The sequence below is a fragment of the Actinocrispum wychmicini genome, from assembly GCF_004345645.1.
Classification (GTDB): Bacteria; Actinomycetota; Actinomycetes; order Mycobacteriales; family Pseudonocardiaceae; genus Kibdelosporangium; species Kibdelosporangium wychmicini.
Window position 1 is genome coordinate 299370 of record NZ_SLWS01000004.1, and the last position, 22996, is coordinate 322365.

At 67.4% G+C, this 22996-nt stretch carries 19 protein-coding genes; 11 read left to right on the forward strand and 8 right to left on the reverse strand.

What is annotated here, in order from left to right:
* Positions 1–1050: 1050 nt before the first annotated feature.
* Together EV192_RS19440 and EV192_RS19445 are read left to right on the forward strand one after the other, a co-directional pair.
* A complete protein-coding gene (locus EV192_RS19440; protein WP_165960486.1) occupies positions 1051–1344 on the forward strand; it encodes an RNA-dependent RNA polymerase family protein in 294 nt (97 codons plus the stop codon).
* Between the two features lie 13 nt (positions 1345–1357).
* On the forward strand, positions 1358–1699 hold the full coding sequence (locus EV192_RS19445) for a reverse transcriptase domain-containing protein (RefSeq protein WP_165960487.1): 342 nt from the start codon (positions 1358–1360) through the stop codon (positions 1697–1699).
* Positions 1700–1739: 40 nt separating this feature from the next.
* Here the strand turns inward: EV192_RS19445 and EV192_RS53940 are convergent, their stop codons facing one another.
* Positions 1740–2243, reverse strand: coding sequence for a toll/interleukin-1 receptor domain-containing protein (locus EV192_RS53940; protein ID WP_165960488.1), 504 nt, complete (start codon positions 2241–2243; stop codon positions 1740–1742).
* 113 nt (positions 2244–2356) lie between these two features.
* On the opposite strand from EV192_RS53940, the gene EV192_RS19455 reads away from it, so the two are divergent.
* The gene (locus tag EV192_RS19455) at positions 2357–4015 is read left to right on the forward strand and encodes a hypothetical protein (RefSeq protein WP_165960489.1); all 1659 of its coding nucleotides are present in this window, start codon (positions 2357–2359) and stop codon (positions 4013–4015) included.
* A gap of 110 nt (positions 4016–4125) precedes the next feature.
* Here the strand turns inward: EV192_RS19455 and EV192_RS19460 are convergent, their stop codons facing one another.
* Positions 4126–4770 (reverse strand): hypothetical protein, encoded by a 645-nt coding sequence (locus EV192_RS19460; RefSeq protein ID WP_165960490.1) that lies wholly within the window; start codon positions 4768–4770, stop codon positions 4126–4128.
* 158 nt (positions 4771–4928) lie between these two features.
* On the reverse strand, positions 4929–6533 hold the full coding sequence (locus EV192_RS19465; RefSeq protein WP_132117306.1) for an alpha/beta hydrolase: 1605 nt from the start codon (positions 6531–6533) through the stop codon (positions 4929–4931).
* 265 nt (positions 6534–6798) lie between these two features.
* Here EV192_RS19465 and EV192_RS19470 point away from each other — a divergent pair, with 265 nt between their 5' ends.
* On the forward strand, positions 6799–10170 hold the full coding sequence (locus EV192_RS19470; RefSeq protein ID WP_132117308.1) for an AfsR/SARP family transcriptional regulator: 3372 nt from the start codon (positions 6799–6801) through the stop codon (positions 10168–10170).
* 227 nt (positions 10171–10397) lie between these two features.
* Here the strand turns inward: EV192_RS19470 and EV192_RS19480 are convergent, their stop codons facing one another.
* Entirely contained in the window at positions 10398–11003 is a 606-nt protein-coding gene (locus EV192_RS19480; protein ID WP_132117310.1) for a TetR/AcrR family transcriptional regulator, read from the reverse strand.
* A gap of 154 nt (positions 11004–11157) precedes the next feature.
* Here EV192_RS19480 and EV192_RS19485 point away from each other — a divergent pair, with 154 nt between their 5' ends.
* On the forward strand, positions 11158–12363 hold the full coding sequence (locus EV192_RS19485; RefSeq protein WP_132117312.1) for an FAD-dependent oxidoreductase: 1206 nt from the start codon (positions 11158–11160) through the stop codon (positions 12361–12363).
* A gap of 67 nt (positions 12364–12430) precedes the next feature.
* Here EV192_RS19485 and EV192_RS19490 read toward each other — a convergent pair whose 3' ends face one another.
* Entirely contained in the window at positions 12431–13213 is a 783-nt protein-coding gene (locus EV192_RS19490; RefSeq protein WP_132117314.1) for an SDR family NAD(P)-dependent oxidoreductase, read from the reverse strand.
* Positions 13214–13319: 106 nt separating this feature from the next.
* On the opposite strand from EV192_RS19490, the gene EV192_RS19495 reads away from it, so the two are divergent.
* Positions 13320–13955, forward strand: coding sequence for a TetR/AcrR family transcriptional regulator (locus tag EV192_RS19495; protein ID WP_132117316.1), 636 nt, complete (start codon positions 13320–13322; stop codon positions 13953–13955).
* 395 nt (positions 13956–14350) lie between these two features.
* Here EV192_RS19495 and EV192_RS19500 read toward each other — a convergent pair whose 3' ends face one another.
* Entirely contained in the window at positions 14351–14839 is a 489-nt protein-coding gene (locus EV192_RS19500; protein WP_132117318.1) for a hypothetical protein, read from the reverse strand.
* A gap of 521 nt (positions 14840–15360) precedes the next feature.
* Between EV192_RS19500 and EV192_RS19505 the strand changes: the two genes are divergently transcribed.
* Together EV192_RS19505 and EV192_RS19510 are read left to right on the forward strand one after the other, a co-directional pair.
* On the forward strand, positions 15361–15966 hold the full coding sequence (locus EV192_RS19505; RefSeq protein ID WP_243726942.1) for a tyrosine-type recombinase/integrase: 606 nt from the start codon (positions 15361–15363) through the stop codon (positions 15964–15966).
* Positions 15967–15971: 5 nt separating this feature from the next.
* Complete coding sequence (locus EV192_RS19510; RefSeq protein WP_132117320.1) at positions 15972–16613, forward strand: hypothetical protein; 642 nt, start codon at positions 15972–15974, stop codon at positions 16611–16613.
* A 58-nt stretch (positions 16614–16671) separates the two neighbouring features.
* Here EV192_RS19510 and EV192_RS19515 read toward each other — a convergent pair whose 3' ends face one another.
* Complete coding sequence (locus EV192_RS19515; RefSeq protein ID WP_132117322.1) at positions 16672–17025, reverse strand: hypothetical protein; 354 nt, start codon at positions 17023–17025, stop codon at positions 16672–16674.
* A 174-nt stretch (positions 17026–17199) separates the two neighbouring features.
* On the opposite strand from EV192_RS19515, the gene EV192_RS19520 reads away from it, so the two are divergent.
* Both EV192_RS19520 and EV192_RS19525 read left to right on the forward strand, forming a co-directional pair.
* Entirely contained in the window at positions 17200–20289 is a 3090-nt protein-coding gene (locus EV192_RS19520) for an extracellular solute-binding protein (RefSeq protein WP_132117324.1), read from the forward strand.
* Positions 20210–21799, forward strand: a complete 1590-nt coding sequence (locus EV192_RS19525; RefSeq protein ID WP_132117326.1) for an alpha-amylase family glycosyl hydrolase — start codon at positions 20210–20212, stop codon at positions 21797–21799. The genes EV192_RS19520 and EV192_RS19525 overlap by 80 nt, the downstream gene beginning before the upstream one ends.
* A 127-nt stretch (positions 21800–21926) precedes the next feature.
* Here EV192_RS19525 and EV192_RS19530 read toward each other — a convergent pair whose 3' ends face one another.
* Positions 21927–22439, reverse strand: coding sequence for a hypothetical protein (locus tag EV192_RS19530; RefSeq protein WP_132117328.1), 513 nt, complete (start codon positions 22437–22439; stop codon positions 21927–21929).
* On the opposite strand from EV192_RS19530, the gene EV192_RS19535 reads away from it, so the two are divergent.
* Positions 22414–22866 (forward strand): hypothetical protein, encoded by a 453-nt coding sequence (locus EV192_RS19535; protein WP_132117330.1) that lies wholly within the window; start codon positions 22414–22416, stop codon positions 22864–22866. The genes EV192_RS19530 and EV192_RS19535 overlap by 26 nt on opposite strands.
* Positions 22867–22996 lie beyond the last annotated feature (130 nt).

Consider the following 22996-nt stretch of genomic DNA (forward strand, 5'->3'; position numbering starts at 1 on the left):
GCCATCGCCAGCACACGTTCATTCCTGACGACGGCGCCGACGTCATGGGAAGTGGTCACCTCGGCCACAACCCGTAACACTACCTACCTGGGCGCACGAGACTTGTCACGTGTTCACCCGACACCCGTGCTCAAGCACAGGTGCGGCGCGGCCTGGGGACGACTTCGTCGGACCCTTTACAGCGCTGGCCGGTGAATACTTCGCACATCGGCTTCCGCGCTCCAGCGCACTTAAAACTCAAGTGTACGTCCAGCAGTCCGGGCGTTTTCGCAGCCCAGAAGGGGTGTGAATAGATGTGACCGGGCGACAAGCTCAGGATAGCCAGCCGGTGTGAGTCCGGTCCGGGGAGACACCAGGGTCCCTGGTAGCCGACTCCCGGCGTCGATCGAGAGGTCGGCGTCGAAGTGGAGTGACAAGCGCCCTTCGGGGGCGTGCGACCGACCAGTCCGCAACATGAAGTGAAGCTTGCAGCGTCGTTATTTAAGCCCTGTCAGAGATGGCGGGGCCAAGGAGGAGCCGAACCTGTGCTTGAACGGCGAAGGCCGTGGAAGGCGATCTTGGACCTGGAGCGGTCGCCGAAGAACCTCCCGGCGTAAGGAGCGTGGAATGGTCGGAAGGGTGTCCTGGGAACTGGATAGAGCCTCCTCGGCCCCACGCGTGGGAAGCGTGGCTCGCCTATTACCGGCGGAACCGGGAAATGGTGGGCTGTCGAGAGGCAGTCGGAGGGGGCAGTAGTAGTGCCGATCGGCGGGACAACACAACCCGTCGGGAGCGAAGGGCCCCTACTTCATCGACGCGATCCGCGAACGGGGAGGGACTCGGGTGAGTGCCGTATCGGCTAGTTCCACCCGCCGGGAGGACACCGGCCGCCAACAACGGCGGCGTCCTCTGGACAAGGTCCGAGCCTTGCAATGGACACCTTGCCGTTGTGCCAAGCAAGAACCCGAACGCCGGTTCCATGCCCTGTATGGCCATGTCCACCGCATGGACGTCCTGGGGCGGGCGTGGTCCGGAGTGTGCACGAACCGGGGCGCACCTGGTGTCGACGGGGTGACCGTCGACGCGGTGATGGCCTCGGGGGTGGAAGCGTTCCTTCGGGACCTGGCCGAGAGGCTGCGGACGCATAGCTATCGTCCGGCAGTGCTGCGGCGGGTTCAGATTCCCAAACCGGGGCGGCCGGGAGAGTCCCGGCCGCTGTCGATCCCGACCGTGGCGGACCGGGTGGTGATGACGGCCGCGAAGCTGGTCCTCGAACCGGTCTTCGAGGCTCAGTTCACCGAGGCGAGCTACGGGTTTCGGCCCAAGCGGTCCGCGATCGATGCGTGGTGGACCGGTCGATACTGAAGCTGATCCGCGCTTGGCTGAGGATGGGAATCCTGGAGGGCGGGGTGACGGCGCCGAGTGGGCGGGAACCCCGCAGGGTTCACCGATTTCCCCGTTATTGGCGAACATCGCGCTGCACGTGCTGGATGAGGCGTGGCAGCGCGAAGGCCCCCGGTTGGGGATGTTGGTGCGCTATTGCGATGACTTCGTGGTCTTGTCGCCGACCAGGCAACGCGCTGAGCAGGCGCGCGAACTGGCGCCCTCGGCACGAGCGATGCGGGTACTGCGGGACAAAGTCCGCGCGGCGACCGCGTGCTCGAGGTGCACGCCCATCGGCAGCGTCGGGCGTTCCGCGGTCGCGCGACTCGCGGCATGAGCGTGCGTTGTCGGGAGTGACAATGAGATGCCGTTGACGCTCAGCTGAGGCGGGCAGCATGGATGTCGCTGTGGCGCTCAAGGAGCGTAGGCAGCAGGCGCAGTAGGTGATCGACGTCTTGCTGGGAATCTCTGGGCCGGAGCCGAACGTATTGGCAGGTGGCCAACTGGCGGATGGCGGCGGGCAGGTCATGCGGGAGCAATCTCGGGATATCACCGATCAGCACAGGGACGACAATGGTCCCGAGGGAGAACGCCTCGGCGATCTCCCTGCGGACCCAGTCGGTTCTGCTGTCGATGGCCCGACGCCCGTACCGGTCGCGGGCATTCAGCCAGCGGTCCCCGATCAGCACCAGGAGCACACCGCTGCGACGGACCGCGGAGAGCAGTTCGCGGTCGAAGGTGGTGCCGGGCGGTATCGAGCGGCTGGCCCGGAACACGGAGTCCGCGCCGAACTCGCTGGACAGCACATGATCAAGCAGCACCGCGGCCCAGGGCTGGTCGTTGGTGCGGTAGTTGATGAATACCAAAGGCGTGAGTTCCACGACGCGGTCCCTCTCTCTTCGTCCTGTGGACAGGAGGATGCCCGTTGCCGCCGGGTGAACCCGCGGCGTTGAATACGACCAGCCGCGCTGTAAACAATTGCTGAAGGGGACCGATGACCAGGTCGGGCCGTCCTGCTCGGCACAGCACCGCGAACACGGTCGACGGGTACCTCGGCTGGCTTGCCAGGACGTTGCGGTACGACGCCCATGACGAGCACCTGGCAACCGCCACCGCGTTCGCCCATGCGCTGGCCGAACAGCCAGGGACGCCATCATTCGGGCCGGCCATGATCTCCCGGCTGGAGGGTGGAACCGCCCGCTGGCGTGTCGAGCACCTCATCGTCTACGCCCGTGTGCTTGGGCTGCCCTGGTCCCGACTGCTCGCGCCCTCATACAAGGTGAGCAAACTGTTCGGCAGCCGCCGCGGCATCGCGAGCCTGCTGCGCATCCACTACACCGACGAGGAGGAGCAGACCGCGGCCGACCTCGTCGACGCCCTGTACGGGGACGACCCGATCAACACCGACAGTTGGGACCTTCTGTCCGGGTACCTCTTGGTCACCCGCCGCAAGCTGGGCATGCGGACGTGGCGGCTGTTGTGCGAGCGACTCCTGCTGGAGATCTGCGCGACCCAGGGCGCCGACCAGGACATCCGGGCCGAAGCGCTGGTCCGGATCATGGCGGTCGACCGCGTCGCCGAGATCGCGAACGAGTTCGCCATCGGGATCGCGTCGCAGGCGGGCAACCCCATGTCGTTCATGCCATTGAAGATCTTCCAACGACTGCCGAGAAAGGCGCCCAGCGACTGGATTGTGCGCTCGCTGCTCGACCCGCCCGACCGCTGGCTGCTCCGCGAACTGTTCACCAGCGTGGACGTACTGACCCGGGGCGAGCTGTGGGAGCCGTCCACAAAGGAACGAGCGGCACTCCGCACAGCGAGCGTCGACGCGGCACTGGACGCCCACACCGAGATGGAGGTCAAGCGGTCGAGCCTGCGCCTACTGGATATCCTCGATCCGGCGGCCGCGCGCCGGGTCCTGCACCGCGTGGGCGACGGCGAGTTGGTGTACCGGGCGAAGCCGAGCGACGTGACCGATGCCCAACGGATTCGATACCGCGAGTTCGCCGAACAGTTCGCCACCACGCTCCAGGAAATCGGCCCAAAGCACCGGAGCAAGTGGGTACACGGTGAAGACAGAGTACTGGTCGAGGTCGTGACCGAGACGCTCTTCGGCAGTGGCGCCGCCCAAAGCGGATACACCGCGTTGCTCACCAACTCCGGATACCGCGACGCCCTGAGTCAAGCGGTCACCGACCATCTGGCTGACACGACCACATACCAGGACGTCACCGTGGCGCGGGCGATGGTCCGCCTTGCGGGCAAGGTCGTGTCCGGCCCGGCGGCCGGCCGCACACTGTTGCGCATCATCGGCAGCTCCCGACTCGACGTGGACACCCGCGTACAAACGGCATGGGCATTGGCCAACGCCGCACCACGGCTACCCCGCAAATTCATGGACGGGATCCTCGACATCCGTCAGGACCGCTCATTCGGCAGCCAGGCAGTCACCGTGCTGCGTGCGATCATCGCGGCCAGCGCGCGAGCCGGAAACACCACCAACCTCCGGTCGGTGCTCGACGACGACACCGCACCGTCGCCTGCCCGGCAGGAATGCGCCTGGTGGCTCTCGCTGCCACCCGGGGTACTCGCCGCAATGCAAGGGTCCACCCCCACGTCGACCGGTTCGCGGCGGGTGCTGTTCGGACGCTGACCGCGATCTCACTCTTGGGCCGGCCCGCGAACCAATGGACGCACCTACCCATGCTGGCCATCGCAGAATCTCCCTACCGAGAAGGACCTCGCGTACCTGCTGACGCTGCACTAGCCGTAGCAGTCCTGGGAGATGGACTCCAGGGCCAGGTAGTCGAGCTTGCCCGAGTCGTCGAAGGTGAATCGGTAGCGGGCCTTCGAGTTGGCGGGGGGCGGGATGAGCACGCCCTCGGATTGGGTGTTGGCTACCTTGAACGCCGGGTAGGCCGTGTGCACCTTCGCGGCGGTCATGCCGATCCTGACGCCTTCAGGAGTGTGGATCTTCGGTCCGGTCCGGGCGACGATGGCGGCTACCCCGATCGTCCGGCTGACGTACACGGTCTCAATGGACATCCCGGGTTCGGCCGGCCACTCGGCACAGCCGTCTTTCGGCGCGGGGGTCTTGGTGAAGACGCCGGTCGCGGCCGCTGCCTTGGCGTCCATGCCGATGAGGATCGGATCCACGCCCGGAGCGGGAGGACGCCAGCCGAACGGACCGAGGCTGTCCGCGTCCGGAACGTCGTTGGCGGAGGACGAAGTCGGCGTGATTGTCAGACTCGTCTGCGCCTGCGATGTGGTGGCGCTGGTTGTCGTGGTCGCAACCGAGGTGCTTGCGCCGCCGACCGCGGTGCCGCTGGTGGTCTTGTCGCAGCCGCCGACGCTGACCACGACGACCGGCGCCACCAGCCGTGCCAAGAGCCGCGTCATCCGTGTCACACGAGCAAGTGTGGACTGGGCCGCCTGGAATCGATGCTGGCCGCGCTGGCTGATGTCCAGGCATCCTGCCACCGCGGAACGTCGCTCAGCTCGAAGGTCGACGCCGGCCGACGGACGTCCGCGGGCCGGCGTCGGTTGTTGAAGGGTCTGGATCGGAGTTACCCGGCGAACGGGGCCTGGTCCTGTTGGCAGACCGTGCCTGGCGCGGGTAGGGCGCCAGTGACGAAGTACGCGTCCTCGATCCGGTCGACGCAGCTGCTGTGGTTGATCAATGCGGAGTGGCCGTAGCCGTGCACGGTCAGCAGCCGCGCGTTGGCCAGGTCGTGGGCCATGGCGACCGAATCCTTATACGGTGTGGCCGGGTCGACGGTGTTGCCGATGACGAGGATCGGTGCCGCGGTGGGGCGGTTCCACGGGCCGGTGTAGCGGTCCGCCGACAGCACCGGCCACTGCGCGCACGGTTCATCGACCCACGCCCAGACCGGACCGACCACGCCGGAGCGAGCCGTCGCGAAGGCCGCCTGCGCCGCGTACTGGCCCGGATCGCGCGGGTGAGGGCTGTCCGAACAGAGCACGCCGAACTGCGCTTCCCGGCCCGCGTACGGCGTGACCGCGTTCGGCACAACACCGAGATTCGGGAACGTGAAGTCCTGTACCGGCAACGCGTTCCCGGCAGGCGCGGAACTACCGTCTGTCAATGCCCAGAGGGTTTGCAGGAGCGTGGCCAGCTGCGGCCAGCCGGCCGTCAGGTTCGGAATCGGCAGCGCGTTGTAGAGCCCATTGACTGTCAGGGACACGGCGAGCGATCTGGTGACGGTCCTTCCCGACACCGTGACCGGATGGTTGGCCAAACGGTCCAGCAGGGTGTCGTACTTGGCGTGGGTGGCCGCCGGGCTACCGGCGGAGAACGCGCAGGAACCGGTCGCGGCGCGGCCACACAGGTCGAGGAACGCGGTCAGGGCCGCCTCGGATCCCTCGTCGGAACCCATCCGCAGGAACGTGCCCAGTCGGTGCGCGGAGCCGTCGGTTCCGGTCGCCCACGCGACCGGGTCGACATTGGCGTCGAGCGTGATCGCCCGGACTTTGCTGGGGAACAGGTTCGCGTAGGTGGCGCCGAGATACGTGCCGTAGGAGCCGCCGAAGTAGTTCAGGGACGGATCGCCGACCGCCTGGCGCAGCAGATCCATGTCCCGGGCGACATCGGCGGTGGTGTCGTGCGCGAGCAACGGTCCGGCGTGCGCGGCACACGCGTTGTCGAAGGTGGCCCAGGTGTTCTCCCACACTTGTGCTTGTGCCGCACTGGTCGGGTATCCGCCCGAGACGCGGGACAGCAGTTGCTGTTCCTGGTCGATGGTGTCGAAGCACTGCAGGTCGGTGCTCTGCCCGATGCCGCGTGGGTCGAAGCTGACCAGGTCGAACCGGGCGCGTAGGTCCGGCGGGAACAGCCCGTACACCTGCGGCAACGCGGCCACGCCCGAACCGCCGGGGCCACCGGGATTGAAGAGGACCGAGCCGATGCGGTGGTCCGGGTCGGTGGCCGGGTGTTTGATCACCGCGAGGTGGATGGTCGCGGCGGTGGGATGAGCGTAGTCCAGTGGCACGGTGGCGGTGGCACAGAAGAAACCGTTGTTACACGGCTGCCAATCCAGTGCCGGCACGGCTGGTGCCGCGATCGCGGCCGGCGCGGTGATCAACCCGAGCGCGGCGCACAGCGCGGCGACCAGTGGGACACCTCGTCGCCGGTTGGGTAACGGATTCCACATATTGCGTATCCCCCTTCAACATCCGGTGGAAAGCGGGCGTTTGCCCTTTTTGTCGCGACCGAGTGACGGCGACTTCTTGCTGTCCCCAGGTCAGTTCCTTGGGCGGTATGAACTTGTCGATGGTGGCCGGATCAGAAACGCGGTGCGCGGGCTGGCCACGGGACCAGCGTCCACGGCAGGCTGTACCGGTCCCTTACCGGCGGTTGAGTCGGCCGGTCAGCCCGGTAGTGCGGAGTCGGGGAGGCTCCCACTCGCAGGGGGAGAGATGACAATCGAGTTCCGTCTGCTCGGCGAGATCGAAGCGCGCGTTGCTGGACAGCCGATCGTGATCGGGTTCGCGCAATTGCGGTGCGTGCTGGCTGTGCTGCTGGTCGAGGCCAACCACACGGTGTCGGTCGACCAACTGCTGGATCGGGTCTGGGGCCCACGTCGCGAGCCGCGCCGACCGCGAGACGCCGTCCAACACCGCATCGCCCTGCTGCGCAAGGCACTCACGGCGGTCCCGGGTGTCACGATCACCACGCACACCACCGGCTACCGACTCGTCGTCGATCCGGAGACGGTCGATCTGCACCGATTCGAGTCCCTCGTCGCCCAGGCACGCGCCAGCCGGGCCGACGAGCTCACCGCCACGTTGTTCACCCAGGCGCTGGGATTGTGGCGCGGAGAACCGCTCGCCGACCTGCCAGACACGACCTGGACCACGTCCGTACGTGCCGCACTGAGCCAGCGCCGCCATGCGGCCCAACTGGACCTCGGGGACGCACAACTCCGCTTGGGCCAGCACGCCGCGCTGCTGGCCGACCTCACCAACAATCCGGATCGCCATCCACTGGATGAGCGCTTGGCCGGGCAGTACGTACTCGCTCTCTACCGCAGCGGTCGCCAGGCCGAGGCGCTGTCGCACTACCAAACGCTCCGACACCGCCTGGCCGACGAGCTGGGGACAGATCCCAGCCCGCCCCTGCAACGGCTGTATCAACAGATCCTGCACGCCGACCCCACAGTCGCCGCTCCGGCATCGATCCGCCAGACGCCGAAAGCCGCACCCGAGGCCGCGGTGCCACGCAACGACCTGTTGGGCGAGGTCGCGGACTTCACCGGCCGCGCCGCAGAGTTGCGTGACCTGCGCTCGGCCCTGCCTGCCGACGGCACCACCGCAACGGCGGTGACGATCTTCGCCATCGACGGCATGGCCGGCATCGGCAAGACCACCCTGGCGCTGCGGGTCGCCCACCTGCTGAAAGACCGCTACCCCGACGCCCAACTGTTCATCGACCTGCACGCCCACACCACCAGCCGGGACACTCTCGACCCCGCAACAGCGCTGGCAAGCCTGCTCCACGCCATCGGCGTGCCCGCCGAGCACGTCCCGGAGACACTGGAGGATCGCGCCGCCCGATGGCGGGCCGAGTCGGCCCACCGCAACGTCCTGGTGGTGCTGGACAACGCCGCCAGCGCCGCCCACGTACGCCCGCTGCTCCCCGGCACCGCGGGGTCGCTGATCCTGGTCACCAGCCGGCGTCGCCTGGTCGACCTCGACGTCACCCATACCCTGTCGCTGGATCTCCTCCCACCCGACGACGCGATCACCCTTCTTGCCCGGGTGATCGGCCACCAACGATCCGCGGCCGAACCCGCCGCGGTCGCGGACGTGGCGCGGTTGTGCGGCTACCTCCCGCTGGCGCTACGGGTCGCCGCCGCACGACTGCGCGCCCGCCCGACGTGGTCGGTGGGCTACATGGCCGAACGACTGCGCGACGAGAGCCGGCGGCTGGCCGAGCTGGCGTCCGGGGACCGCAGCGTCGCCGCCGCGTTCGCCGCCTCCTACCAGCAGCTCACCCCACCCTTGCGCCGCCTGTTCCGACTGCTCGGCCTGATACCGGGCCCGCACTGGGACACCCCGCTGGCCGCCGCGCTGGCCGACACCAGCCTGGCCGGCACCGAGTCCAGCTTGGAGCAGCTACTGGACGTGCATCTGCTCCTGCAGCCGGCACCGGGCCGCTACCAGTTTCACGACCTGCTGCGCCGGCACGCACGCACCGCCGCACAGCGGGAAGAGTCAGCGGCCGACCGTCAGGCCGCGCTCAACAGGATCCTTGAGTACTACCGGATCGTCGGATCCAACGCGGTGGCAACGACGCTGCCCGCCACCTGGCGAGCGTCGACCGCGACGGTCGCGAGCGGGCCGGTCGTGTTCACCGCGCCGAGCCAGGCCCGGCAATGGCTGGAGACGGAACTAGCCAACATTCACGCCGCCGTACGCGCGGTGGCGGATGCACCCGGTTCCGCGCCGCTGCGCCTGGATCTGCTGACCGTCCTGTCCCACGCACAGCGTGTCAGCGGCCGCTTGGTCGAAAGCGGCGCCACCGCACGGCGTTTGCTGGCTCTGCTGCCCGCCGACGATCACACCCGCCGAGCCACCGTGGCGGTGCTGACCGCGGGTACCGAGTTAGTGCTCGGGTCTTCACAAGAGGCCACGGCGATCCTGCACGATCATTTGGGCCACTCGACTGGCCTCCCCGCGTCCGGTGTCGTACCGCAGTGCCTGACAGCGGCGACGCTCAACACCACTACTGGCCTTTTCGATCAGTCCGGCCGGCTGCTGACCACACTGGCCGGCATGGATCTGGGCCCTGCCGAGCGGTTCGCCGCCGCAGCGCTCCGCGCGGTGAACGCCTATTCCCAGGGCAACTTGCCGGTCGTCGGCACGCTTATCGGCACAGCCGATCGTTTGATGAACTCCCTCTCCGCCAGCGAGTTGGCACCGTACGTGGCCGCGATCTGCCTGCTGTGCGAGGTCGAGCAGCAGTTCACCGGCCGAGCCGACGCCGCGTTGGACCGGCTTCGCCACGTGATACGGCTCGACCGCGCCGGCCACAACGCGATGCAGCCGATGCTTTACGTGCTGCAGGCCGTGATTCTCGGCGAGACAGGACGGCTGCCTGACGCAGTGGCCACCGCCGAACAGGCTGTCGAGTTGGCCCGGTTGACCAGCCCACCACACGCCCTGGGACAACTGCGATGTGGCCAGGCACTGGTGCTGATCTGGCGCGGCGACCACAACCCAGCGTTGAGCACCCTGGCCGAGGCTGCCGCCCAGTGCTCGCCGGAGCGGGTCACGCAAGCAGCGCTGATCCAGTGCGTCCGTGGGATGGCATTGATCGAATCTGGTGAGACCAGTACTGGCGTGGCAGCGATCGAGGCGTGCTACGACAAGATCGCCAACTCCGGGAACATAGGAATCCTGCTCAGAGCGCTGGAAACCATGGCACATGCCGAGGCCGAGCGCGGGCGCGCACACGCCGCGCGCGGCATGGTAGAGCGAGCCGAACGGATCTGTCACCGTCATCCCGTGCGTGTGGCTATCACCAACGTCATCCGGGCGCACGCCCTGACCTCCAGCGATCCGGACCGTTCCGCTCGCCTGGCCTTGGACGCCGCTCGTGCGCTGGCGTCCGCTGGCCTCCGGATACAGGAGGGCCGCGCCTGGCTGCGCGCCGGGCTCAGTCTGGCCCACTCTGGCAACCACCACCAGGCAAGGGACATGCTCACCACCGCGGCCGCGCTGTGGGAAACCAGCGGCGCTCGAAGCATGCACTTGCAAGCCACCCTAGCCCTTACCGAACTCGCCTAGAGGTCCCGTAATGGACGAGCTCGTGGTGATCTAACGACCATGAGGTACGACTGCTGTACCTGATCTTCGTTCGACCGGGCGGATGGCTTGTCCTGCCTGGCCGCTCGTCGGCGTCACAGGACAACGTCGGCAGTGTCCTGGCACCCGACCAAGTCGATCAGACCCCTGTGGCACTCTCAGCGGCATGAGCGGGCGCGGGGAGCTGTCCCCATGGTTCGGTCGTGTGATCAGGTGCCGCCGCGCCTCGCGGGTTCCTTCGTCGTGCCGGTCCAGCCGGTGTCGAGCAAGGCGAAGATCCGGTCGAGTGTGGACTCGGCGTCGTCTCGCCCTCGGACGAGGGTGACGGCTTCGAGGGCGAAGTGGGCCAGCGCCTGGCAGCCGGGGTCGCCCTCGGGTAGTTCGGTGTCGGCGGCGATCGCCGCGGACAGTGCGTTCTCGTGGCGCAGCCACATGCGGCGAAAGTACTCGCGCAGTGCGGGAGTGGTGTCGATCAGGCGGAGGAAGTCAGCGAGGCGCGGGTCGGTGCGGACCTGTCGGGAGCGCTCGTCCCGGAGTAGTTGGCGCAGCGCCTGGGGGATGGATTGTCCGCTGGGGCGGTCGCGGACAGCGGCGACGAGCGCGGCCTCGCGGTCAGTGTCCTGGTCGAAGACCAGTGCTTCCTTGCCCTCGGGGAAGTGTTTGAACAGGGTGGCCACCGAGACGTCGGCGGTGTCGGCGATCTCCCGCACGCCGACCGCGTCGTAGCCGCGCTCCAGAAACAGCTCCAGCGCGGCGTCCGCCAGAGCTTGACGGGTGGCGGCCTTCTTGCGCTCGCGGCGCCCCGGCTCGGTCACGTCTCCACCCTAGCGCAGTATTGAACCGTTCGAAAAGTAGAACAGTTCGACTTATTGAACAGTTTCACCTACTGTGGTGGAGGTCGGGCCGCCCGGCCCGCACCCATCGGTGACAAACACGCCGCAACACCAGGCGTGGAAAGGATTCATCCTCATGACGACCACATCCCGCATCGCCATCGTCGGCGGCGGCCCCGCTGGCTTGATGTGCGCCCGTGTCCTACAGGGACACGGCATCCAGCCGGTGGTGTACGACGCGGACGCCACCGTGGACTCCCGTGACCCGGGAGGAACGCTCGACCTGCACGCGGATGCCGGCCAGATCGCGCTGGAGGACGCCGGGCTGATGGACGCCTTCCGGGCGTTGGCCCGGGTCGAGGGCCAGGCCAAGACCCGCCGGGATCACCACGGCACCGTCCTGGCCGAGTTCACACCCGCCGAGGGCGACGAGGCGGCTCCCGAGATAGACCGCGGCCAACTGCGAACCATGCTCTACGAGCACCTGAAGCCCGGCACAGTCCGCTGGGGGCACAAACTCGTCCACGTCACCCCGCTCGGGGGCGGGGCGCACCGACTGGAGTTCGCGGGTGGCGCCAGCGCGGAAGCTGATCTCGTCATCGGCGCCGACGGCGCATGGTCGAAGGTCCGGCCCCTGCTCACCGACGCGGAGCCGCGGTATCTCGGCGTCCACTTCCTCGACGCCCGATTCGACGACGTGGACACCCGACACCCCGAGGTCTCCGCGATCGTGGGAGACGGCCACATGTTCTCCGCCGACGGCGACGGCCGCGCGGTGATCGTCCAGCGCAACAGCAACGGCGTGGTCCGCGGCTACGTGGCCTTCCGCGCCGAACTGGACTGGCATGTCACGGCCGGGGTGGACGTCACCGACCGCGAGGCAGTCCGGTCCTACCTGGTGCGGGAGTTCAGCGAGTGGTCCGCGGTCATGCGCCCGCTGATCGCCGACAACGACGGCGACTACGTGCAGCGCAGCTTCTGGGCCCTGCCCGCTCCGCTGACCTGGGACCACGTCCCCGGTGTCACCCTGATCGGCGACGCCGCCCACCTGATGGCACCCTTCGGTGGCCACGGCACGAATCTCGCGTTGCTCGACGGCGCGGAACTCGCGCACGCCATCAAGAAGGAGATCAGCCTCGACGACGCGGTCGCACGCTACGAGACAGCGATGTTCCCCCGCTCCGGGGAACTCGCCGTGAGCTCGAACACCGCGCTCACGCGGTTCTTCGCCACGACCTCCCCAGACGCGCCGCACCTTCCCCCGGACCACGCGCGGGAACACCAGAACTACCGGACCAGGGCAGCGGAATACCGACGCCACCGAGCCGAAGACGATCAATAGAAGACACTTGCCCCAAGCCGTGGCGTCGGTGAGGCGACGAGGACGTTCAGGGTGGCTGGTGATTCGGTCATGCCGCTGTCGTGTCGGGCTGAAGGGCGGGGCCGAGTAGGAGCCCGCCGTCTGCGACGAACTCCGAGCCCGTGACGAACGAGGCGTCGGCTGAGGTGAGGTAGAGGAGGAGTGTGGTGATGTCGGCCGGGGTGCCGATCCGGGGGATGGCGTACGGCTCGGGCGAGTAGAACTCGGCGATGGGCGGCTGGCCGGCGATCGGTTCGTTGATCAACGGGGTGGAGATGACGCCGGGGTGGATGGAGTTGACCCGGATGCCGTCTCGACCCAGCTCCAGCGCGGCGGTCCTGGTGAGCCCGCGCAACGCCCACTTGCTGGCGACGTACGGCGCGTAGAGCGAGGTGCCGACGTGGGCCATCGTGGAGGCGATGTTGACGATCACTCCGCCGCCGTTGCGGCGCAGTGACGGGGTCACGGTCTTGATGCCGAGAAACGTGCCGGTGAGGTTGACGTCGAGGATGCGGTCCCAGACCCGCCGTTGGATGGCCTCGATCGGCACCGCGGGGTTCTGGACGCCGGCGTTGTTGACCAGAACCGCGATCGGGCCGAACCGGCGTTCGGTCTCGGTGACCGCCGCTGCCCAGGCGTCCTCGTCGGTGACGTCCAGGCGGACGAACAGTGCCCGCTCGCCGAGTTCAGCGGCGAGCTCGTTGCCAAGCCCGTCGGAGAGCGCGGCGATGACAACGTTCGCTCCCTGCTCGTGGTAGGCCCGAACGTGGCTGGCGCCTTGCCCGCCAGTGCCACCGGTGACGAGAACGGTCTGTTTGTCGAAGCGTCCCATGACGCGGTCCTCCCTGCGAAATGGTGAGTCAAGTGACTCACCTCGCCAACGCTACGCGCATGGCAGGTGGTGAGTCAGGTGACTCGCCTCGCGTAGAGTGGTGCCCATGACGACGGAGCCCTCGACCTACCACCGGCGCGTCGCCGAGCAGAAGCGGGCGGCCATCATCGAGGCCGCCACCCAACTGTTCCTCGACGCCGGGTACGCCGGCACGTCATTGGCCAAGGTCGCTGAGGTGGCCGGGGTGTCGAAGGCGACCCTGTTCAAGCAGTTCCCGACCAAGGCGGCACTGTTCGACGCGATCGTGACGGAGTCCTGGACGGTCGAGGACGACGGCGACCTCCGCCCACCGGCGGGCGACCTGCGGGCGGGCCTGACGGCGATCGGCCGCCGGTACGTCACCCTCCTCGCCCGGCCCGGCATGGCCGCCCTCTTCCGCATCGTCATCGCCGAACTGCCGCGCTTCCCGGAGTTGGGCGAAGCCCACTTCGAGCACGGCAAGATGCCCTACTTCGACTCGGTACGCCGCTATCTCGACACCGAGAACGCCCTGGGAACGACCAAACTGGACGATACGGAACTGGCAGCGACCCAGTTCCTCGGGATGATCTCCAACTACGTCTTCTGGCCCCGGATGCTGCTCATCAACTGGTCCCCTGACGACGCATCGATGGCACATGTCGTGGACGAGGCCGTACTGATGATGGAAGCCAGATACGGCGCGGCGAACACCACCAACTGAAGCAGCCGTGCGCAGCGCGTGAAGGTTGATCGGCGGGCCGGCAACGTTGCTCCGACCGAACCAGCATCGCAACGAACGCTGAGAGCAAAGGGGCTGGTCGAGAGGGAGGAGTACGAGACCGATCGGCGCAGCGCCACCTTCCACCTCACACCCACCAGCCGAGCAGCCATCGAACAGGCTGCCCCGACCACGCGGACGCGGTCCGCAGGCTTGCCTGCGAGGCGCGCTGTCGTCCGAGCAGGTGACACAGCTGGCCGACCTGACCGGAGAACCTTCCACGCGAGCAGCGGCGACGAGGATCAATTCCCACGCCCGCTTCTGCAACGGCAGTTGCGGACGTTGGCGACGCCCGTACGGCGGCATGAGCGTGCGTGCGCTGACGATCGATGCCTTGTCTACGTCGTGGTCGGGTGTGTGTCGCGGTGTTCCTGGATCGATTTGCCGGTCTTCCGGATTTCCGGGTCCAGGCTGGCGAGTGCGCGCTGGCCGACGGCTGCCAGCAACGTTCTCGCGTCGGGGATGTCCAGCAGTGAGTACACGCAGTTGTATTCGAACTCGGTGACGTCGTCGGCGTCCAGCTCGGACCAGACCAGCTCGCTTAACCGCCCCTCGTCGACCAGGCCGTGCTTGCTGGCCCGGCGGAGCACCTCCCACGCGGCAGGTCCGGTCTTGTGTGAGATGGCCAAGGGGAACAACTGGTCGAGCAGGGCGGGCAGATCGTCCGGGAAGGTGATGAGAAACTCCAACCCGGCGCTGCGCTCCCATCCATCGGAAGAGGTCAAGGCCTGGCTGAGCCACTCAGCGCGCTCTGGCGTGTGTAACACCGCGGCCCGAGCGCGGGCGAGCAGCCGCACCGCTTGTACGTACTCGGTCCACTGGCTCACTGAGTCCTCCTCACGCACCGTCCGCTGCCAGACCCCGCCACATCGCGACCTTAGTGCTTCCTGACCTCGCCGGAGCGAACCGACCGATCAGACTCTGCGGGTCCAAGCGCGGCCTGGGAATCCGCTCATCGGCATGTCAGTACGATGGCAACGCGCTCGGTTTGGCAAGGGGTGTGTGCTTGGTTGGTGGGCTCGTCGGTCGAGTGGAGCGACGTACGCACTTGACCTGAGGTCAGCTGGCGTCAACCGTCCTGAACGGACACATGTTGTGCAGGGGATTCTCTGTTTCCGCCGGTCACGGTCCTTTGTGGACGTTCCCGGGGGTCAAGGGGTCGCAGGTTCAAATCCTGTCGTCTCGACGGTGGGAAGGGTTTCCGCAGGTCACAGCCTACGGGAACCCTTCTTTTTTGATCTTGTTCGGTTCTCCCAGCTCAAGCACGCCGCTCAGCGACTCCTTGACTCGGAGGGTTCCGAATGCCACTTCTTGATCTTGTTAGGTTGACCGCGGGCCTGTCCGCGACGTGGGCGGCTACCTGCGGGACTGGGACCGGTTGCTACGGTCCGCGAACTACCCGGAGACCACCCGCCACAACTACCTGTTGGCCGCCGCCCAGCTCGCCGGCTACCTCGCGGACTACTCCCCGGACGCTGACGACGCGGCCGAGGACCCGGCGGCGGTGACCAAGGCCCATGTCGAGGCGTTCCAAGCCTGGATGATCGAGACCCGCTCGCCCTCGACCGCGTTGAACAAGCACAAGGGGCTGCAGCAGTTCTTCAAGTGGCTGCGCGATGGCGAGGAGGAGATCACCCGCTCGCCGATGGAGCGAGTGCGCCAGCCGCAGGTGCCGACGAAACTGATCCCAATCATCCGCAACCACGACACGTCGAAGGTTTTGGACACCTGCAAGGGCAAGAAGTTCATCCAGGTCCGGGATGAGGCCATCATCCGGCTGTACAGCAACACTGGTGCCCGCCTGTCCGAGGTCGCGACCCTCACCGTGGATGATCTTCGCCACCGGGGCGGGATCGGGCCTCGGCATGTTCAAGGGGCCGGTGCCGTACATGCGCGCGTTGGACACGCGCACCGCGTGGCGGACACCAGGCCCGACTGGGGCCGGGGGAGGTGATCACCTTGCCGCTGAGGGGCGTGGCCGGCATCCCGGCGGACACCACCGCGGTGATTGTCAACGTCACCAGGGTCGTGCCCACCGCCAGCACATACCTGGAAGTGACGCCTGGCGGCCCGGGCGACACGTCCACGCTCAACCTGGACCAGGGCGCGGTCCGGGCGAACCTGGCTGTAGTCGGCGTTGGCGCCGACGGCGCGATCCGCGTCCGCAACGCCCAGGGTTCCCTGGATGTGGTCGTCGACGTCCAGGGGTGGTTCAGCCCGCAGGCAACGGTTCGGTACGTGCCGCTCGCCGCGCCGCTGCGGATACTGGACAGTCGCGCCGACGGGAACGGCAGGTTCGGGCCGGGGATGGAAGGCCACAGCGTGATCCCCTGCTCGCCCGAACCTGGGCAGGCGATTCTCAACGTCACCGGTGTGCAGCCGACCGTCGACACGTTCGTCTATCCCCTGACGTTCTTCAACGGCAAGCCGAACACTCCGACAACGTCCATTGTGAACGTCTCCGCAGGGGCCGTCGTCGCCAACGCCATGCTCAGCGGCTGCGCCAACCAGTTGGGCACCGATGTGGGCTCGATCGTCCTCGTGGTGGACGAGGCCGGCTACTTCACGCCGACTATCTGGGCTGAACCCAGGGATCATTAACCACGCTCTGGGCAGCGTGGGGAGCGCTTGGCAAAATTGCGTTGTTGTGCAACGAAGATCAGCCGTGCACATTGCCGCGCCCGCGCAGGCTACCGGCGGGGAAGTACTCCATCAGCTCGAAGAACCGGTCGTCGAGCAAAGTGCCGCTCTCGACGATCTCGATGACGTGCGGGGACCTGATCGACCGCAGCCGGGACAGCACGACCGGGTTCGGTTCGATGGCTTGGTGGTAGACCTTGAGCACCCGTTGGGCCTTCGGGTGCGCGGAGTCGCGTACCCGCCAGAGTTGAGCCTCGCCGCCCGTGACGTCCAACGCCTGCGGGTCATTGAGCCGAGCGGCGAGCGCCGCAGGCAGCGCGTCCAGCGCGAGGACCACCGAGGGCCTCTTCGCACCAGACTCACGTCTGGTCATCGGAACACTCTTGGCCGCGTCTTCGCGGCGCGTCGGACCCGGACTGTCACCGAGTGGGCCGTCGGCCTGGCTCATACCTCCTAGCTGACGGACGGGGACGACCATCTGCACCTGCCGGCTCATGTGGTCCGTCAGACATTGGAGAAAGGCAGGGTCACGGAGTTAGGAGGAGGCATGGTGGTCGAGTCGCCCGAGGAGGCGGCCATAGTCAGGCGGTGCCAGGCAACGATCATCCTTACGCTCATCGGCCCATGCGAAGACGCCAAGATCGCCGACCTGGCCGCTGACCTGGACCGGCTGTCGCCGGACCACCAGGAGCGCAGCCGGCTCGCGGCGGGGATACTCACGGCACTGTCGCGCAAAGGTCCGCGGACAGCCGTCAACCTTGTGCGGCACGTGGAGCGCATGCTGGAGATCGCAGAGGCCGACCCACCCAACGATCCGCACTGGACGCTGGTGCGCTCCTTCGCTCGAACACTGTCCCTGGCCAACGCTGGAGTGAACGGGCAACCGCCCGATTTCGGGGGGCTTCAAGCGGAGCTGGCCGGGTTGGCGGAGATGGTGGGAGACCATCCGATGGCGGAGCCGACCATGGGGATTCTCCAGACGATGAGCGCGTTCATGCAGGCGATAGAGGACGGAAACGAGAGCGTGCTGCACCGCACGCCGACCGAGCTGCTGAAGTTCGCCGACCGGCTGAGCGACAATCCAGAACGGACGATGCTGATCAACTTCGCCACGCTCATCAGCCAGAGCGTCGCGGCCAAGCAGCTTGACCATCATGCCGAAATGGTGGAGCACGACGAACACGTGCAGTACCTGGCAGAAAACCTTCCGGAGGGGCATCTTCTGCGGCGGGTTCTGGCCGATGTGTCCACACGGGTCACCTTGCTCTCGCAGGCAGTCGCCGGGCCCGGCCCGATCGGCGCCCTCGAGTCCACAGACCAGATCGCGGAGCTGCTGGACAAATCTGAAGTCACGGACTTCGAACGGTCCTTGACTCATTCCTCCCTGGGCATCGCCATTCTGGCGGGCGGCCACGAGATCGAGTCGGCTGTCAAGCACTTCCGCCAGGCGCTCCAGCTAACCCCAGTCGATCACGCAAACCACGCGTTGTGCCTGCAGGGCGTGGCGCTTGGGCTGATCTGGCGTTCCGAGGTGGCCGGAACCACGGACGGGCTTGACGAGGCAACTCAACTATTGGAGCGCGCGCGTGACCTGCTCGACGGGCCGCACCATCAGCACTGGGTGGGCATCAACGAGATGCTCGCCGAAGTCCGGCGCCGGAACGAGGATCCGCGGGAGTCGGAGCAGATCGGCCTGACCACACAACGCGGCTACGCATGGCGGGTTCTCCTGCAGTCCGACGCCGCCGGCGCGAGGATAGCCATTCGGAACGCCGCGCAGGGTGCCGTCGATCACGCGCGGCACTATGTGCGCGCGGACGACGCGGCGAATGCCCTTCGGGTGCTCGACACCGGCCGGGGTCTGATGCTGTTCGCCGCGTCCGAGCTCAGCAGGATTCCCGCCCGGCTTGATGCCGCGGGACGTCCGGATCTCTTGCGGCGCTGGGCGGCGGAGGGGCGTGCCACGGTCGGCCTTCGCCGAGAGGTGCTGGCCGTACTGCGCGAACTGCCGGACGCCGCCGATAGCCTGTTTGATCCACCAAGCCTCACCGAGATCCAGTCCGCGTTGGCGGCGTTGGCGGCCGACGCGCTCGTATACCTGGTCCCGGCCGAACCACCGCTACCGGGACTGGCGGTCATCGCCCCGGTCAGCGGGCCCGCTGCTTGGATCGCCTTGCCCGGCCTGACGGTGAGCGATGACGTCGAGGTCGAGGGCTACCTTGCCGCGCTGGCCGATCGGTCACGTGAAATCACTGCCCCAACCGGCGACAGCCAGTTCGCCGACAGCCTGGACATACTGTGCGATTGGGCCTGGCGAGCGGCGATCGGGCCATTGCTGGAGCGATACATCGGCAGCCGGCCGCCACGAGCCGACGGCCGGGCCCCACGGATCGTCCTGATCCCGATGGGTGACCTGGCTCGCATCCCCTGGCAGGCCGCACGGCGCGGCGACGGCGTGTACGCGGTGCAGTTGGCCGCCTTCTCCCACGCCGCGTCGGCCCGGTTGCTGTGCGAGAACGCGGCGCGCTCGCCGGTTGCCCTGTCCTCGTCAGGTCTAGTGGTGGGCGACCCGGACACCGGCGGCGCGGCAAGCGCACTGGACGCCGCCCGTCTTCAGGCGCACGCCATCCGGCAGGCGTTCTACCCGGGGGCGCGGTATGTCGGACGGCGCCCCAACGGCACAGTCAGCCCTTCCGGTCGTGGCACCGCGGACGAGGTTCGTCGGTGGCCGACCACCACGGACACTGTCGCGTTGTTCCGCAACACCAGGCTCGCACCGCACCCGCCCACCACCTTCGACGAACTCGTCGCGACCGGGCAGGCCTTGCGCGACGCCGGCCGGGTACGCACGGTTTTCACCGTGCGGGTCGGCGAGGCCGGTGACCCGTTCCAAATCTGGCCGCTGTTCACCGGCGCGGGAGGGTGGTTGTTCGGCCGCGACTCCAGTGGCAGCTGGGATCCGGCAACGATCGGGCTCGCCACGGCGGAGTCCGTGGCCGCCTTCGAACGGCTGCGGGAGTTGGGCGAGGCGGGCACGGGGATGTTGCGCCGGTCGATCGGCCGCGAGGAGGCTCTGGAGCTGTTCACGAGTGGCCGCAGCGCCTTTCTGATGTCTAGTTCGGACGCCTTGTCGCGCGTCCGCGAGGCAGGGACCCCGTTCGCCATCAGTGCGGTGCCGCCCTTCGCGGACGGCGCGGCGAGCGACCCGTTCACGCTTGTGCACGGCCTCGTCATGACCAGAGCGGGCACCAACAAGATCATCGCGCACGACTTGTTCGCGGACTACTTAACGCACGACCACGTGATCTCGGCGTTGTCGGACGGCGTCGTCGCGCCCGTCATGATGCGCGACTCACCGTTGCGGGACCCGCATCTACAGCAGTTCGTCCAGTTGTGCGAGGCGGGCAAACCCATGCCGTCCTTCCCACAGATGGACGCGACGTGGCGGATTCTCGAGGATGCCGAGGTAGCCGTGATCAGCGGCGCAGGCCGAGGCGACAGCGAAGCGTGCGGCGGCGAGGCTTGCCGCGGTTTTCTCCACGGGAAAGGCGCCCTAGATGACTGCACTGTGGTGGCGGGACGCGGTCGTGTACCAGGTGTATCCGCGCAGCTTCGCCAGCGCGGGCGGCAGTGGTGAAGGCGATCTGCGGGGCATCCAGTCGCGGCTGGAGTACCTCAGCGAACTTGGAGTGACGGCGATCTGGCTGAACCCGTTCTATCCATCGCCGATGCGTGACAGCGGCTACGACGTCGCCGACTACTGTGGCGTTGACCCGAAGTTCGGCACGCTGGAGGACGTCGACGCGCTGATCGGTGCGGCGGGTCGCCTGGACATCCGAGTCATCATCGACATCGTGCCCAACCACTGCTCCGCGGAGCATCCTTGGTTTCGGGAGGCGTTGGCCGACCGGCCGGGCGGAACGGCGCGGGAACGGTTCGTTTTCCGCGACCGACCGAACAACTGGGAGTCGCACTTCGGCGGCCCCGCGTGGACACAGGTGCCCGACGGCCAGTGGTACCTGCACCTCTTCGACTCTTCCCAGCCCGACTTCAACTGGCGGCACCCGGACGTCGTCGCGATGTTCGAACGGGTGCTGCGGTTCTGGCTCGATCGCGGGGTCGCCGCCATCCGAATCGACATGGCCAACACTCTGTTCAAACAGGCCGCGCTCCCCGACCTACCGCCTGATGCCGTCTCGTGGCCGTATTACCACCAGCCAGAAATCCACGAACTCTACCGGTCGTGGCGCGCCATCCTGGACTCCTACCCGGCCGACGAATTCCCGGGTCCCCGCGGCGCTGTCGCCGAGATCTGGTTCAACCACCCCGAGGAGGTGCTCCCTTACCTGACCGCCCAAGGGTTGCCGCAGACGTTCAACTTTCGGCTGATGCGCGTGCCTTGGGCAGCCGGCGAACTGCGGTCGGTGATCGACGAAGCCCGCGACATGACACGCAACTCCACCGGCTCGATGCCCTGGGTACTGGGGAACCACGACGTCACCCGGCTCGTCAGCAGACTCGGAGTCGACCAGAACCTGATCCGGGTGCCGACCGACGAATGGCGGCGCGGCACGGCGCACGTAGACGTCGCGCTGGGCACCCGGCGGGCCCGTGCGGCAGCGCTGCTACTCCTCGCGTTGCCCGGCAGCGCCTACATCTATCAAGGCGACGAACTGGGTCTACCAGAACACTTCGACATCCCGACCGCTCGGCGTGAAGACCCGACCTTCCACCGCAACGGCGGCACAGCGATCGGGCGGGACGGCTGCCGCATCCCGATGCCCTGGTCCGGTGACGCGGCGCCGTTCGGCTTCACACACGAGCCAACCCGCACGTGGTTGCCGCAGCCCAACTGGTCGGCGCTCACTGTCGAGACACAGTCGGCCAAGCCGGACTCGATGCTCAATCTCTACCGCGAGGCATTGAGTCTGCGACACGGGCATCCCGCCCTCGGCGACGGCGACCTGGAGTGGCTCGACCAAGGCGACGACGTCCTCGTGTTTCGGAGGGAGCCGGACTTCCTGTTCGCGTTGAACCTCCGCGACGAGACCGTTTCGCTGCCACCGGGATACCGGATCCTGCTCGCCAGCGGACCCGTGCCCGACGGTTCGCTGCCCACCGACACCGCCGTCTGGCTCACCTCTTGACCCGCAACTCCAGGCAGTCCGGGATCCAGTCCAGGCCATAGACACCACCACACTTGCCGGGACCACGTCCCTTACACTGCGCACGTCCGCTTCTGCCGCGTTGAGGGTTCGCGCAGTCAGCAGGTGGTCAGGCTGAGTTCCGGCGAGGCGGGGTCGGCCACAAACGGACATGGTCCCTCGCCAGGGATACCGAATACGCGTTGGCTGAAGTGTCGGCGGCGAGCACGGCACTCCGGTCGAGCAAACCGGCCAACGCGCCTTCGTTGGCCAGCACCAGTTTGACCTTCGGCGTCGACCGGTTCGCCTGCACCTGCGCGGCGTAGGCGCCTTCCAGTTCGTGACGCATCGACTCCGGCGTCAGGGTATCGGTGTCCGAGGTGGGGAACGGAGAGAGCAACGCGATGGTGACGACCGGCGCGTCGCCCGATGTCACCCGCTTGTTCTCCGCGGCGATCCGCCCCTCGACCGCGGCGAACTGCGAGCCGAACATGTACTGCCCGTCGGTGACGCCGACACATTCTCTGGCGAAGTTGGTACCGCTCGACGCATGCAGACCGGTGGGGCACCCGTCGGACACGAGTCCGGACAAGGCAATCGAGCTGCCCGCGCCGACGATGACCGTGGCGGCAAGGGCAAACACGGCGCTGGAGGTGGTCAACCGGATCGGCAACGTCCTGGCCACGGCGGTGGCCGGCGTCGTCGCCGCGATGGCCGCGGTGGTCAGCGCGACCTTCGCGATCGGCGGCCCGATCAGCCTGTCGATAGTGGCGATCGGCGGCCTGATCGTCGCCGTCACCGGCAAAGAAGCGGCGATGAAGAAGCTGCAGTCCGTGGAGCTCTACTCCTGGGTGCGAAAAACCCGCTCGGAAGAAGCCCTGAAGGCTCGGCTGCGCAAGCAATCGGCGGCATTCGAACAGGAGTTGGCCGATGCGTTCACCAAGGCGTTCACCAGCTCGGCCAAAGACCGCTTGGCCGACAGCGTGAGCGGCGCGGTGGAGGAACACCTGAAGATGCTCGCTGACCAGGCCGAGGTCCTTATCTCCATGCCCGCCCCGCCTTCGTCATAGCGGTTGGCGCCGCCATGCCAGAACGCGGAGCGCCCGAGCACCAGCGCCAGCCCCGAAGAGCGACCACACCATGATGTCCTGGTCGGGTGCGCCGATCGCTGAACAGGCCCCAGGGCCCCGCGCATGGCGG

Coding starts and splice junctions, on each gene's coding strand:
- EV192_RS19495 (WP_132117316.1), top strand. CDS start 13,320: ATGACGACGGAGCCCTCGACCTACCACCGGCGCGTCGCCGAGCAGAAG.
- EV192_RS19515 (WP_132117322.1), bottom strand. CDS start 17,025: ATGACCAGACGTGAGTCTGGTGCGAAGAGGCCCTCGGTGGTCCTCGCG.
- EV192_RS19465 (WP_132117306.1), bottom strand. CDS start 6,533: ATGTGGAATCCGTTACCCAACCGGCGACGAGGTGTCCCACTGGTCGCC.
- EV192_RS19520 (WP_132117324.1), top strand. CDS start 17,200: ATGGTGGTCGAGTCGCCCGAGGAGGCGGCCATAGTCAGGCGGTGCCAG.
- EV192_RS19490 (WP_132117314.1), bottom strand. CDS start 13,213: ATGGGACGCTTCGACAAACAGACCGTTCTCGTCACCGGTGGCACTGGC.
- EV192_RS19470 (WP_132117308.1), top strand. CDS start 6,799: ATGACAATCGAGTTCCGTCTGCTCGGCGAGATCGAAGCGCGCGTTGCT.
- EV192_RS19485 (WP_132117312.1), top strand. CDS start 11,158: ATGACGACCACATCCCGCATCGCCATCGTCGGCGGCGGCCCCGCTGGC.
- EV192_RS19535 (WP_132117330.1), top strand. CDS start 22,414: ATGACCGTGGCGGCAAGGGCAAACACGGCGCTGGAGGTGGTCAACCGG.
- EV192_RS19525 (WP_132117326.1), top strand. CDS start 20,210: ATGACTGCACTGTGGTGGCGGGACGCGGTCGTGTACCAGGTGTATCCG.
- EV192_RS19455 (WP_165960489.1), top strand. CDS start 2,357: ATGACCAGGTCGGGCCGTCCTGCTCGGCACAGCACCGCGAACACGGTC.